Annotated in this window: 12 protein-coding genes; 6 read left to right on the top strand and 6 right to left on the bottom strand. The window is 61.7% G+C overall.

What is annotated here, in order from left to right:
- Positions 1–20 precede the first annotated feature (20 nt).
- From AC3IUE_RS12985 to AC3IUE_RS12975, 3 genes are all read right to left on the bottom strand, one after another.
- A complete protein-coding gene (locus AC3IUE_RS12985; protein WP_489267881.1) occupies positions 21–773 on the bottom strand; it encodes an HvfC family RiPP maturation protein in 753 nt (250 codons plus the stop codon).
- Positions 766–1,605 carry an HvfB family MNIO-type RiPP peptide maturase gene (locus AC3IUE_RS12980; protein WP_489267879.1) on the bottom strand — a complete coding sequence of 280 codons (840 nt, stop codon included), beginning with the start codon at positions 1,603–1,605 and terminating at the stop codon, positions 766–768. Before AC3IUE_RS12980 ends, AC3IUE_RS12985 begins: the two co-directional genes overlap by 8 nt.
- Before the next feature lie 76 nt (positions 1,606–1,681).
- On the bottom strand, positions 1,682–3,016 hold the full coding sequence (locus tag AC3IUE_RS12975; RefSeq protein WP_489267877.1) for an acetamidase/formamidase family protein: 1,335 nt from the start codon (positions 3,014–3,016) through the stop codon (positions 1,682–1,684).
- A 440-nt stretch (positions 3,017–3,456) separates the two neighbouring features.
- Here AC3IUE_RS12975 and AC3IUE_RS12970 point away from each other — a divergent pair, with 440 nt between their 5' ends.
- Together AC3IUE_RS12970 and AC3IUE_RS12965 are read left to right on the top strand one after the other, a co-directional pair.
- On the top strand, positions 3,457–4,503 hold the full coding sequence (locus tag AC3IUE_RS12970; protein WP_489267875.1) for a class I SAM-dependent methyltransferase: 1,047 nt from the start codon (positions 3,457–3,459) through the stop codon (positions 4,501–4,503).
- 89 nt (positions 4,504–4,592) lie between these two features.
- Complete coding sequence (locus tag AC3IUE_RS12965) at positions 4,593–5,435, top strand: NAD-dependent protein deacetylase (protein ID WP_489267874.1); 843 nt, start codon at positions 4,593–4,595, stop codon at positions 5,433–5,435.
- Positions 5,436–5,550: 115 nt separating this feature from the next.
- Here the strand turns inward: AC3IUE_RS12965 and AC3IUE_RS12960 are convergent, their stop codons facing one another.
- The gene (locus AC3IUE_RS12960; RefSeq protein WP_489267872.1) at positions 5,551–6,453 is read right to left on the bottom strand and encodes a LysR family transcriptional regulator; all 903 of its coding nucleotides are present in this window, start codon (positions 6,451–6,453) and stop codon (positions 5,551–5,553) included.
- A 151-nt stretch (positions 6,454–6,604) separates the two neighbouring features.
- Here AC3IUE_RS12960 and AC3IUE_RS12955 point away from each other — a divergent pair, with 151 nt between their 5' ends.
- Genes AC3IUE_RS12955 through AC3IUE_RS12945 form a run of 3 tightly spaced genes read left to right on the top strand, consistent with a single transcriptional unit; the run spans position 6,605 to position 9,198 of the window.
- Positions 6,605–7,303 (top strand): CoA transferase subunit A, encoded by a 699-nt coding sequence (locus AC3IUE_RS12955; RefSeq protein ID WP_045060543.1) that lies wholly within the window; start codon positions 6,605–6,607, stop codon positions 7,301–7,303.
- Between the two features lie 36 nt (positions 7,304–7,339).
- Positions 7,340–8,005, top strand: a complete 666-nt coding sequence (locus tag AC3IUE_RS12950) for a CoA transferase subunit B (RefSeq protein WP_010455523.1) — start codon at positions 7,340–7,342, stop codon at positions 8,003–8,005.
- An 11-nt stretch (positions 8,006–8,016) separates the two neighbouring features.
- Entirely contained in the window at positions 8,017–9,198 is a 1,182-nt protein-coding gene (locus tag AC3IUE_RS12945) for an acetyl-CoA C-acetyltransferase (protein ID WP_046049589.1), read from the top strand.
- Between the two features lie 277 nt (positions 9,199–9,475).
- Here AC3IUE_RS12945 and AC3IUE_RS12940 read toward each other — a convergent pair whose 3' ends face one another.
- A complete protein-coding gene (locus AC3IUE_RS12940; protein WP_489267868.1) occupies positions 9,476–10,078 on the bottom strand; it encodes an NADPH-dependent F420 reductase in 603 nt (200 codons plus the stop codon).
- A 111-nt stretch (positions 10,079–10,189) separates the two neighbouring features.
- Here AC3IUE_RS12940 and AC3IUE_RS12935 point away from each other — a divergent pair, with 111 nt between their 5' ends.
- On the top strand, positions 10,190–11,092 hold the full coding sequence (locus tag AC3IUE_RS12935) for a LysR family transcriptional regulator (protein ID WP_489267867.1): 903 nt from the start codon (positions 10,190–10,192) through the stop codon (positions 11,090–11,092).
- 127 nt (positions 11,093–11,219) lie between these two features.
- Here the strand turns inward: AC3IUE_RS12935 and AC3IUE_RS12930 are convergent, their stop codons facing one another.
- Positions 11,220–12,539: an Nramp family divalent metal transporter gene (locus tag AC3IUE_RS12930; RefSeq protein ID WP_461997878.1), complete on the bottom strand. Its 1,320-nt coding sequence runs from the start codon at positions 12,537–12,539 to the stop codon at positions 11,220–11,222.
- Positions 12,540–12,605: the final 66 nt, after the last annotated feature.

Genomic DNA, 12,605 nt, shown 5'->3' with positions numbered 1-12,605 from the left:
ACAGGGGATTGGTGGTGGTTTCAGTAGCCCACCACCCCTTCTTCATGCATCTGCTGCAGTAATGCCAAGCCACTTTCCATAAACTCCGGCGACCCAGCCATCCCCGCCTCCACCGCCAATCCCTCCAGCTGCTTACGCCCGTCCAGTTGAGGAAATTCCTCAATCCGCTGCAACAACCGCCACGCCAGCGGGCTCAGGGCAGAAAACTTCACACTCCAGTCTTCAGCCCGACGCACCAGCAACAATGTCGGCTGAGCCGGCGCTGCCTCCGGTTGATAATCCGGCCCCACCAACTGCACCGGCCAGGCATACGCCAGCGGCCAGGCCAGTGGCGAAACCTGCAACGGTCGGTCCAGCAACAACCCGGCATCGCTCAGCGGCAACGGTTCGGCCTCGGACTGCTGCAACGCCATCTCGATCCACTCGTAATGCGCCAGTTCCACCATGAACGGCGGCCACCGCCCTTCGGCCAACGCTTGCGGTTCCGAGGCCAGGAACTCGACAAACTCCTTGGCGATCTCGCCGAATTTTGGCGTGTGCGCGCGGTAGTCGCGCAGGAAAATCCGTACCAGTGAACGCCAGTGTTGATCACCGAGAATCTTGATCAGCACCGGAAAAGTCCCGCTGAGCAACGACGACAGGTTCGCGAAAATCAGGTCTCGGTAAACCTGCGCCCGACTCACGTCCATCCCGGCCGGTGGCGCGCAATGATCGGGATCGCGCAGGTAAAGGCCCAGGGTGTTTTGCTGCTGAAACAGACTCGGCTTATCCACGGCTCACCCCCTCGGTTTGCAGGCGGCGAATGGTCTGCAACTCGGCCAGCAGTTCGGAAAATGCCGGGAAATTGAAATCCCGTTCCAGCAGCGTCGGTTGCGCGCCGAATCGAGCGTAAGCCTCAGCCAGCAACGACCAGACCACCGGTTTGACCGAAGCGCCGTGGGTGTCGATTTTCAAGGTATCGGACTCATCGAAATGCCCGGCCACGTGCATGGCCACCACCCGGCCCGAATCGATGCCGGCCAGAAAGGTCTGCGGATCGAAACCGTGATTGATCGAGTTGACGTAGACGTTGTTGACGTCCAGCAGCAGGTCGCAATCGGCTTCGCGCAGCACCGCGTTGGTGAAGGTCACCTCGTCCATGTCTTGCTGTGGCGCGGCATAGTAGGAGACGTTTTCCACCGCCAGACGCCGACCAAGAATGTCCTGGGCCTGGCGAATTCGCGCGGCGACGTGATGCACCGCTTCTTCGGTAAAGGGCAACGGCAGCAGGTCGTAAAGGTGACCGTCATCGCTGCAGTAGCTCAAGTGTTCGCTGTACAGCGGCACGTTGTAGTGATCGAGGAAAACCCGGACTTCCTGCAGAAACCCGACATTCAGCGGGGCCGGGCCGCCCAAAGACAGGGACAAGCCATGACAGGACAACGGATAACGCTCGGCCAGGGCACGCAACGCATGGCCATGAGCGCCGCCGATGCCGATCCAGTTCTCCGGCGCGACTTCCAGAAAGTCGAAATCGCCCACGCGGGCGGCTTGGAGGTCTTTCATTAAACCGCGACGCAAACCGAGCCCGACGGTCGCCTTCGCTGATGTGATGGGGGTCTGCATGATGTCGATCTCAATGATTGTCAGAACGGAATCACAGGGGTCTGTACACACTGTGGTACAGACCCGCCGTTGCGCGTTAAGCCAGGTCGTACTTCTCGCGTACCAGATGGCTAATGCCGATGCGATCCAGCACGCTCATCGGGCACAGGAACGTCACGCGGACGGTGCCCGGCAAGCGGCTGATGTCGATCGAGCCGGTGATGGTCGCGCGGTTGAGCACTTCGTCGTACGGCAGACCGGTGACCAAGGCGGCGCGTTTCAAGCCGTTCTCTACCGCGACGTTTAGGTTCTCGCCGCTGCCGATAAAGGTGATCGGCCCGCTCTGCTCAATGTCGTGCTGGCCCCAGCGCTCGCCCAGCTCACGGACTTTCTGCCGCTGCTGGGCATTCATCGGCCTGGCCATGGGCGGCAAGTCGTCGAGGTTTTGCAGCAGGATCGGCCCTTCCAGCGTCAGGTGCTTCACCACTTCCACCACCACTTCGGTTTCCCCGGAGCAGTCGGTGGCATGCCCGGCGATCTCGCCGTTGCCCTGCTGGGCGTGCATGTCGCCCATGTACACGCCGGCGCCTGGCACCTTGACCGGGCAGATCAACACGCAGCCCTCGCGGATCGAGTTGGTGTCCATGTGGCCGTCAGTCTTGGCCGCGTGCAGTTCTTCGCGGGTCATGCCGAAACGGTGCGGCGCGCCGATCAGGTACTGGCCGAAATCGGCGCAGTTGTGGGAGTCGGGCAAATCACGGGACGGCGTGGTGCCGATGTTGCCGAGGAACGGCCGCATGTGCGCCGCCACACCGGGGATGTCGGCGCGCGCCAGGGACAGGATCGAATGTTGCGCGGCGAATTCCGGCAGCGCCGACATCTCGGCTGCGTTACCGGCCAGTTGATTGGCGACGTCCTGATTGACGGTCAGGCTGACCTGATTCTGCGCATCGAACACGATCACGTAGCCGTGGCTGAAGCGAAACGCGCTGACCTCGGCGCCACAGGTGTTACAGCGAATCGCGTCTTCGCCGATGCCTTCGACATGGCTGGCCGGGTGTTCGGTACCGCACTTGGCGCAGAATTTGGAAACGAACGGATCGCCGTTGTAGCGACCTTCAACGAATTTCATCACCCCGGACGAGGTGGCAAGTGAGGTGACGCGCATGCTTTTGATCTTGATCGCCACCGCGTCGCCGATTTCCGCACCGGCAATGGCCACCGGTTGCGTCACTTCGTGGCCACCCTCGAAGGCCGGCGTGATCATCGGCCCCCAGCAGCCCGGCGGTGTGCCGGTGATCAGGGTGCCGCCGTCGGCCAGTGGCCCGAGCATCGGCTGGCTTGGGCCGATGATGCCGCTGGTGTATTGGTCGACGCGCAGGCGATTGACGGGTGTGGGTTTCAAGTCGGTTTCAGGCAGGAGCGTGGTCATTGTTGTCCCCTTCACGGTGTATAGGGTGCCAAATGGCCTACGCAGTTCATCGCAGGTTTGTATCTCGCCTGTGTTCGGCAGTAGCCCTGAGTTAGCGGGCTCTGTATCGGGAGACCGGTTAGATACAGTGGGATACACAAATCCCTTGTGGGAGCGAGCCTGCTCGCGATAGCGGATTTTCAGTCGACAAGGATGTTGCCTGGCCCACCGCCATCGCGAGCAGGCTCGCTCCCACAGGGGTTGGTGTCTAACAGGAGTTCGATGTGAGTCAGGGAAATGTAACTTTCGTCGCTCAAGGCAGCGGTGCACGCCCCCCGGACTAAACTTAGTGCACGCAGGGCGTGCTTATCGTCCTGTTCATTCCCACGACCACCGTCCAGAGGTGAACGCCTCGAAAAACAAGGCCTCCGGACTGTGATCCTGCTGAAGGAGCACACGTGATGGACGAGGCCAGACTCAATGATTTCATGGGCAAACTGGTGAGCGACATGGGCGGCGCGGCGATGCTCGCCAACGTCATCCTCGGCGAAGAGCTCGGACTGTACCGGGCCATGGCCGACAGTCAGCCAGTCACCCCTGAAACCCTCGCTGAAAAAACCGGCTGCAACCCCCGCCTGATACGCGAATGGCTCAGCGCCCACGCCGCTTCCGGTTACATGGAACACCGCGACGGCCAGTTCCGGCTGCCCGAAGAGCAGGCCATGGCATTGGCGATCGAAGACTCACCGGTCTATATCGCGGGTGGCATCGGGGTGGTCGCATCGTTTTTCCATGACAAGGACAAACTGGTCAACGCCATGCGCGGCGACGGAGCCCTCGCCTGGGGCGATCACCATCCGTGCATGTTCAGTGGCACGGAGCGGTTCTTCCGGCCAGGTTACAAAGCGCATCTGGTCGCCGAATGGCTACCGGCGCTCGAAGGTGTGGTCGCCAAACTGGAGGCTGGCGCCAAGGTGGCGGATATCGGCTGCGGCCACGGCGCATCCACCGTGATCATGGCCCAGTCGTTCCCCGATTCGCGGTTCGTCGGTTTCGACTACCACGCGCCCTCCGTCACCGTCGCCACCCAGCGCGCCGAAGAAGGTGGCGTGGCCGGGCGTGCGCGGTTCTTCCAGGGCACGGCAAAAAGCTTCCCCGGCGATGACTATGATCTGGTCTGCTACTTCGACTGCCTGCACGACATGGGCGACCCGGTGGGCGCGGCGCGGCACGCTTATGACGCACTAAAACCGGACGGCACGGTGCTGCTGGTAGAACCGTTCGCCAATGACTCGCTCGACGACAACGTCAACCCGGTTGGCCGCTTGTTCTACGCCGCCTCGACCTTCATCTGCACCCCGAACTCGCTGTCCCAGGAAGTCGGCCTCGGGCTCGGCGCCCAGGCTGGCGAGGCCCGGCTGCGCAAGGTCTTCACCGAGGCGGGGTTCAAGACGTTCCGGCGGGCCACGGAAACACCGTTCAACCTGATTCTGGAGGCGCGTAAATAAACGTCGGATCATCACCCGGACGGGCAACCTGTCCGGGTGACCGACAAATGCTACCCTGCAAACACTCATGGTCCACCGGAGTGTTGAACATGCTCGACAGCCTCATCCGCGAACAACTCGACCGCCTTCAGCAGCTAATGACGGACCAGCCGTTTGTGGTCCTGACCGGCGCCGGCATCAGCACCCCGTCGGGCATTCCGGACTACCGCGACAACCAGGGCGTGCGGCGTGGCCGGCAACCGATGATGTATCAGGAATTCCTCTCCGCCCCCGAATCCCGGCGTCGCTATTGGGCGCGGGCGATGCTCGGTTGGCCGCGGGTGCGCCAGGCCCAGCCGAACGTGGCCCACGAGGCCTTGGCCAGTTTGCAAAGTTCGCAGCAGATCAGCGGGCTGATCACTCAAAACGTCGACACCCTGCACGACCAGGCCGGCAGCCATGACGTCATCGAACTTCACGGCAGCCTGCACCGGGTGTTGTGCCTGGACTGCGGCAAGCGCAGCGAACGGGATTCGATCCAACAACTGATGGAGGCGCAGAACCCGTATCTGGCCGGCGTGGATGCGGTGCAAGCCCCGGATGGCGACACGCTGCTGGATGCGGCGTTTGAGGCGCGGTTTCAGGTGCCGCATTGCCCGCACTGCGCGGGTGAACGGATGAAGCCGGACGTAGTGTTTTTTGGCGAAAATGTGGCGCAGGCGACGGCGGCCAAAGCAATGAAAGCGGTCGAAAAGGCTGCGGGGTTGTTGGTCGTAGGGTCTTCGTTGATGGCGTATTCGGCGTTTCGGTTGTGCCGGGCGGTGGCGGATCAGGGGAAGCCGTTGATTGCGATTAATTTGGGGAAGACTCGGGCGGATGACTTCCTTGATTTGAAGATTGAGGCTTCATGCGAGCAGCTTTTGCCCTTACTGGCCCAGCACCGTAGAAACTGACGAAACCACAACCCCTGTGGGAGCGAGCTTGCTCGCGATGGTGGGTCAGGCAATGAAGATGTTGAATGTGCCGACGCTATCGCGAGCAAGCTCGCTCCCACATTGGATCTGTGTTTCATTGCGCAGATAAGCGCTGGCCGAGGTTTTCGGCTTTCAGAATATCGAACAGCGCCTGCGCCGCTGCCGACAGTTCAACCCCCGGCTTCGTCAACACCCCAATCGCCCGCTCCACCACCGGATCGCGCAAGGTAATGCACCGCGCCCCCAGTTCCAGCATCTGCCCGACACACAACGCCGGCACCGCGCTCACCCCCAATCCACTGGCAACCATCCTGCCCACTGTCGCCAACTGATGGCTTTCAAACTCCACCGGCAATTTCATCCCACGCGCCTGCAAGTGCTCTTCGAGCATCACTCGAACCGTCGACGGACGCTGCAAGGTAATGAACGGTTCCTTGAGCAAGGTCTGCCAATCGATGTCTTCCCGTTCGGCAAAAGGAGAATCTTTCGGCACCACCGCAACGAAACGATCCATGTACAACGGCGTGAATGCCAGTGACGAACTCTGACTCGGTTCAAATGCCACCCCCAGCTCAACCTGCCGGTCACGCACCATCTCCAGCACCTGCTCGTTGATCACGTCATTCACCGTGACGTTGACCTTGGGATAGCGCGCGCGGAAGGTTTTCAGGATCGGCGGCAGCAGGTTGCCGGCAAATGAGGGCATCGCCGCCAAGGTCACGCGACCGCGCTGGAGGGTAAAGCGTTGGCGCAGCTCATCCTCGGCGTTGTCCCAGTCGGCAATCAGACGACGCGCCAGTGGCACCAGCGATTCGCCCTCCGCGGTCAGCGCAACATTGCGCGTGTTGCGGGTGAACAGACGCCCGCCCAGCCCCTCCTCCAGCGCCTTGATGGTCAGGCTCAGCGCCGATTGCGACAGGTGCAACCGCTCGCAGGCCACGGCAAAACTCAAACTCTGGGCCACGGCCAGGAATGCGCGGATCTGCTTGACTGTCATGACCACTGGCTCCAACGTAGTACAGATGATTGATTGGTGAGTTTTATCTATCAATCAACCTTAAAAATCAACTTAACAAATGAATACTGCGGCGAGACACTCCATCCCCATACGGCTAGCCAGCCGCCCACAAAGAATAAAAGAGGTGCATATGGCAGGTTTCGACAAGCGCGTGAGTTCCTACGAGGAAGCCCTTGCAGGTCTTGAAGACGGCATGACCGTGATCGCCGGCGGCTTTGGCCTGTGCGGGATCCCGGAAAACCTCATCGCCGAGATCAAGCGCAAAGGCACACGCGACCTCACCGTGGTTTCCAACAACTGCGGCGTCGACGGTTTCGGCCTCGGCGTGCTGCTGGAAGACCGGCAGATCAGCAAAGTGGTGGCGTCCTACGTTGGTGAGAACAAACTGTTCGAAGACCAACTGCTGAAAGGCGAAATCGAAGTGGTCCTGACCCCTCAAGGCACCCTCGCCGAAAAAATGCGCGCTGGCGGCGCCGGCATCCCCGCTTTCTTCACCGCCACCGGCGTCGGCACTCCGGTAGCCGACGGCAAGGAAGTCCGCGAATTCCATGGCCGCCAGTACCTGATGGAAGAATCCATCACCGGTGACTTCGCCATCGTCAAAGGCTGGAAAGCCGACCATTTCGGCAACGTCATCTACCGCCACACCGCCCAGAACTTCAATCCGCTGGCCGCCACTGCCGGCAAGATTACCGTGGTCGAAGTCGAAGAAATCGTCGAACCCGGCGAGCTGGACCCGGCGCAGATCCACACCCCTGGCATCTACGTCGACCGGGTCATTTGCGGCACGTTCGAGAAGCGCATCGAACAGCGCACCGTGCGTAAGTGATCCCCTGCCCCCGGACCGAATGAAGGAATAACAACAATGGCACTTTCCCGCGAACAAATGGCTCAACGCGTCGCCCGCGAAATGCAGGACGGCTTCTACGTGAACCTGGGCATCGGCATTCCGACCCTGGTCGCCAACTACATCCCTGAAGGCATGGAAGTCATGCTGCAGTCGGAAAACGGCCTGCTGGGCATGGGCCCCTTTCCTACTGAAGAAACCATCGATGCCGACATGATCAACGCCGGCAAACAAACCGTGACCGCGCGTATCGGCGCGTCGATCTTTTCCTCGGCCGAGTCCTTCGCGATGATCCGCGGTGGTCATGTCGACCTGACCGTACTCGGTGCGTTTGAAGTGGACGTGCAAGGCAACATCGCCTCCTGGATGATCCCCGGCAAACTGGTCAAGGGCATGGGCGGCGCCATGGACCTGGTGGCCGGCGCAGACAACATCATCGTCATCATGACCCACGCGTCCAAGGACGGTGAGTCCAAGCTCCTGTCCAAATGTAGCCTGCCGCTGACCGGTGCCGGGTGCATCAAGCGTGTGCTGACCGACCTGGCCTACCTGGAAATCGAAAACGGCGCGTTCATTCTCAAGGAACGCGCACCGGGCGTCAGCGTCGAGGAGATTGTCGCCAAGACCGCCGGTAAACTGATCGTGCCGGATCACGTTCCGGAAATGCAGTTCGCTGCCCAGTGAGGAATCATTCCATGCAAGAAGTCGTCATTGTCGCCGCCACCCGTACCGCCATCGGCAGTTTCCAGGGTGCCTTGGCCAACGTGTCCGCCGTTGACCTCGGTGCTGCGGTGATCCGTCAGCTGCTGGCGCAAACCGGTCTGGACGTTGCTGAAGTCGATGAAGTGATCATGGGCCAGGTGTTGACCGCCGGCGCCGGGCAAAACCCTGCGCGCCAGTCCGCGATCAAGGCCGGTCTGCCCTTCACCGTGCCTGCGATGACCCTGAACAAGGTCTGCGGTTCGGGCCTCAAAGCGCTGCACCTGGCCACTCAGGCGATTCGCTGCGGCGATGCCGACGTGATCATTGCCGGCGGCCAGGAAAACATGAGCCTGTCCAATTACGTCATGCCGGGCGCTCGCACCGGTCTGCGCATGGGTCACGCGCAAATCGTCGACACCATGATCAGTGACGGCCTGTGGGATGCGTTCAACGATTACCACATGGGCATCACTGCCGAGAACCTGGCCGAGAAGTACAGCCTGACTCGCGAGCAACAAGACGCCTTCGCCGCGGCCTCCCAGCAGAAAGCCACGGCCGCCATCGAAGCCGGGCGTTTTGCCGACGAGATCACGCCGATCCTGATTCCTCAGCGCAAGGGCGATCCGGTCGCCTTCCAGGTTGACGAACAGCCACGGGCCGGCACCACCGCCGACTCCCTGGGCAAACTGAAACCGGCCTTCAAAAAGGACGGTTCGGTGACCGCCGGTAACGCCTCGTCCCTGAACGACGGTGCCGCCGCCGTAATCCTGATGAGCGCGGAAAAGGCCAAGGCCCTCGGCCTGCCCGTGCTGGCGAAAATCGCGGCTTACGCCAATGCGGGCGTTGACCCGGCGATCATGGGCATCGGCCCGGTCAGCGCGACTCGTCGTTGCCTGGACAAGGCCGGCTGGTCCATCGACCAACTGGACCTGATCGAAGCCAACGAAGCCTTCGCTGCGCAATCTCTGGCGGTGGCCAAGGACCTGGAATGGGACCTGAACAAAGTCAACGTCAACGGCGGCGCTATCGCCCTGGGCCACCCGATCGGTGCGTCGGGTTGCCGGGTGCTGGTGACTCTGCTGCATGAAATGATCAAGCGTGACGCCAAGAAAGGCCTCGCCACCCTGTGCATCGGTGGTGGTCAGGGCGTGGCACTGGCGATCGAACGGGCGTAAAGCGTTCAACAGACGGCGCGGGGACCCACGAATATCCGTTCGCCGTCTGGCAATACACCCGGTGCGACTCACGTCGCACCGGGTCCTACAGTCAGTCATAAATCTACGCTGCGCCGCATACTTTGTAGCAGCTGGCGAAGCCTGCGTTCGGCTGCAAAGCAGTCGTCAAACCTGAGCACGCGGTCTGCCTGAAACACCCTATCGTCGGATTTCACGACTGCTTCGCAGCCGAACGCAGGCTTCGCCAGCTGCTACGCCGAGTGCGGTGAATGAAGAGTCAGGCAAATTTCACCAGATTCAGCACCGGCAGCGGACCGCCTGGAAACTGCACCAGCCGCGCCCCGATGCTCAATTCCCCCAGATCAATCCCGAAGAAGCCCAGCTGTTCGATCAGCGCCGCCACTTGAGCTTTCGCATCGGCATCATCACCCGAGAGAAACAGCACCCGCCGCCCGCCCTCCGCCGTCGGATCGCTGTCCAGAAAACGCGCCTGAAGATGATTGAACGCCTTCACCACCCGCGCACCGGGCACCCATTCGGCAAACACTTCACTGGACATTCGCCCCTGCAAATCCACCGCCTTGAACGACGGCGCCTCGATTGAGTTGTTGGCGTCGATGACAATCCGCCCGCCAAAATCCGGCAGACCGGCGAGCGCGGTTGGCAACTTCGACCAGTTGACCGCGACCAAAACGATGGCTTGTGCGGCGGCCTCCTCGCGGGTTCCGGCACGCGCCGTTGGCCCGAGTTCTTCCACCAGCGAGGCCAGGCTTTGCGGGCCACGGCTGTTGGCGATAACCACTTCAATGCCTTGACGCGACAGTGCTCTGGCAAAAGCTGCGCCGATTGCGCCGGCGCCGATGATTCCGATGGTGCTCATGGTTGTTCACTCCGAGGGTTGTCGTTGGCGTGAATACTGCGCTTGCCATTAGTGTTTGATTAGCGGGTAATGCCTTGAATGATCTTCAAGCATGACTAGCAGGTGCCCGCCATGGAAACCCTCGCCAACCTCGAATCTTTCGTCCGCAGCGCGGAGACCGGCAGTTTTTCCGCCGCCGCACGGGTGCTCGCGCTGACCCCTGCCGCTGTCAGCCGCAACGTAGCGATGCTCGAACGCAACATCGGCGTGCGGCTGTTCCAGCGCTCGACCCGCAAGCTGTCCCTGACCGAAGCCGGGGAACGCTTTCTGACGAGTATCGGCGGCAATCTGGAAGCGTTGCAGACAGCGATCAGCACGGTAAGCAGCGACCAAGGCGAACCGGCGGGCGTGCTCAAAGTCAGTCTGGCGCCGACGTTTGGCATCGGTCATGTCTTGCCGCTGCTGCCGGCGTTCCTGGCGCGCTACCCGCTGATTCGCCCGGAATGGCATTTCGAAAACCGCCCTGTGGATTTGATTGCCGAAGGGTATGACGCGGCCATTGGCGGCGGCTTCAAGTTGACGCCCGGGGTGGTGTCGCGGACGTTGGCGGCGGCGCATGTCGTGGCGGTCGCCTCTCCCGCCTACCTCGCAGGACGCAGCCTGCCCGACAGTCCGGCAGACCTGTCCGGACACACCGGTATTGTGATGCGCGGCACCCGCACCGGGCGGATTCGCCAATGGCTGATGCACGATGGCGCGGGCAACGAAGCACCGGCGAATTTGAACGAACACATTGTGCTCAATGACCCGGCCGCCATGCGCGAAGCGGCGATACTCGGCCTGGGCGTGACGCTGCTGGTGTTGCCGGATGTGCTGGCGAATATCCAGCGTGGCGAACTGGTGCGCCTGCTGCCCGACTGGTACGCCGACGCGGGACCTATTTCGCTGTACTACCCGAGCCGGACGTTGATGCCGGCCAAGACCCGGGTGTTCATCGATTTTGTGGCCGAGGCGTTTCAGAGGGAGACCGCGTAATCGTTCTTCGCGAGCAGGCTCGCTCCCACAGTTGATCTGCGGTGAACACTAAATCTGAGAGCCCCCAATCCCATGTGGGAGCGAGCCTGCTCGCGAAGGGGCCCGGTCAGGCAACGCAGCTTCAGGCTCAGGCTACGAACTGCAGGATCAACCAGCTATTCGCCCCGCTTATCACCACAAACAATCCCCACACGAGCACCCGCGTCGGCCACCGATTCACCAACGGCCCCATGAGCGTGTGGTCGTTGGTCATGCGAATCAGCGGATACAACGCAAACGGCAACTGCAGACTCAACACCACCTGACTCAACACCAGCAGCTTGCCGATCGCATTGTCGCCCATCAGCCAGACGCCAATGAACGCCGGGATCAGCGCCAGCCCGCGCGTGAGCAATCGCCGTTGCCAGCAAGGAATCCGCAGGTTCAGGAAGCCCTCCATGATCACTTGCCCGGCGATGGTCCCGGTGAAGGTCGAGCTCTGACCCGAAGCCAGCAACGCGACGCCGAACAACACACTGGCCAGCGCCCCGCCCACCAATGGGTCGAGCAGGTGATAAGCGTCCTGGATATCGACCACGTCGGTATGCCCGGTCTTGTGGAACGCCGCCGCGGCGAGGATCAGGATGGCCGCGTTGACCAGCAACGCCAGGGCCAGAGAGCCGATGGTGTCGATGCGCGCCAGTTTCACCGCGTCCTGCTTGCTGGCCAGGTCCTTGCCAATCATCCGGGTCTGCACGATGGAGGTGTGCAGGTACAAGTTATGCGGCATCACTGTGGCCCCGAGAATACCAATGGCCAGGTACAGCGGCGCAGCATCACCGATGGCGGACAGTGACGGCGTGAACCCCCGGGCGACGTCCGGCCAGTAGGGTTTGATCAGCAGCAATTCAACGAAGAAACACACGCCGATGGTGCCCACCAGCACCAGCATGATCGCTTCGAGTCGGCGGAAGCCACGGTTTTGCAGGGCCAGCACCAGCAAGGTGTCGAATGCCGTGAGCGCGATGCCGAAGGTCAGTGAACAGCCCAGCAACAAATGGAACGCCAGGGCGCAGCCGAGCACTTCGGCCAGGTCAGTGGCGATGATCGAGATTTCCGCCAACACCCACTGGGTCCGTGCGGTCCGCGTGCTGTAGCGCTCCCGGGACAACTGCGCCAGATCACGCCCGGTGGCGATGCCCAGGCGCGAACACAAACACTGCACCACCATCCCCGCCAGACTCGCCAGCAGCACGACGAACAACAAGCTGTAACCAAACCGCGAGCCAGCTTCGATGGCGGTCGCCCAGTTGCCCGGGTCCATGTAGCCGATGGACACCAGCAAGCCAGGACCGGCAAAACGCAGCATCCGGTTGAAGAACGAGGCGCGGGGATCGACGGCAACGCTGCCGGCCACTTCCGGCGGACAGAACGGCGCCGTGGCGGTTTTGGGCAAACTGAATTTCACGCAAACATCCAGAAACAAGTGGGAGGGAGGCAGCTTAGACGTTTCGTCCTGAGCCCCCAAGGGGCA

Source organism: Pseudomonas sp. GL_093 (assembly GCF_057837605.1).
This window is presented reverse-complemented; position numbering and strand designations above follow the sequence as displayed.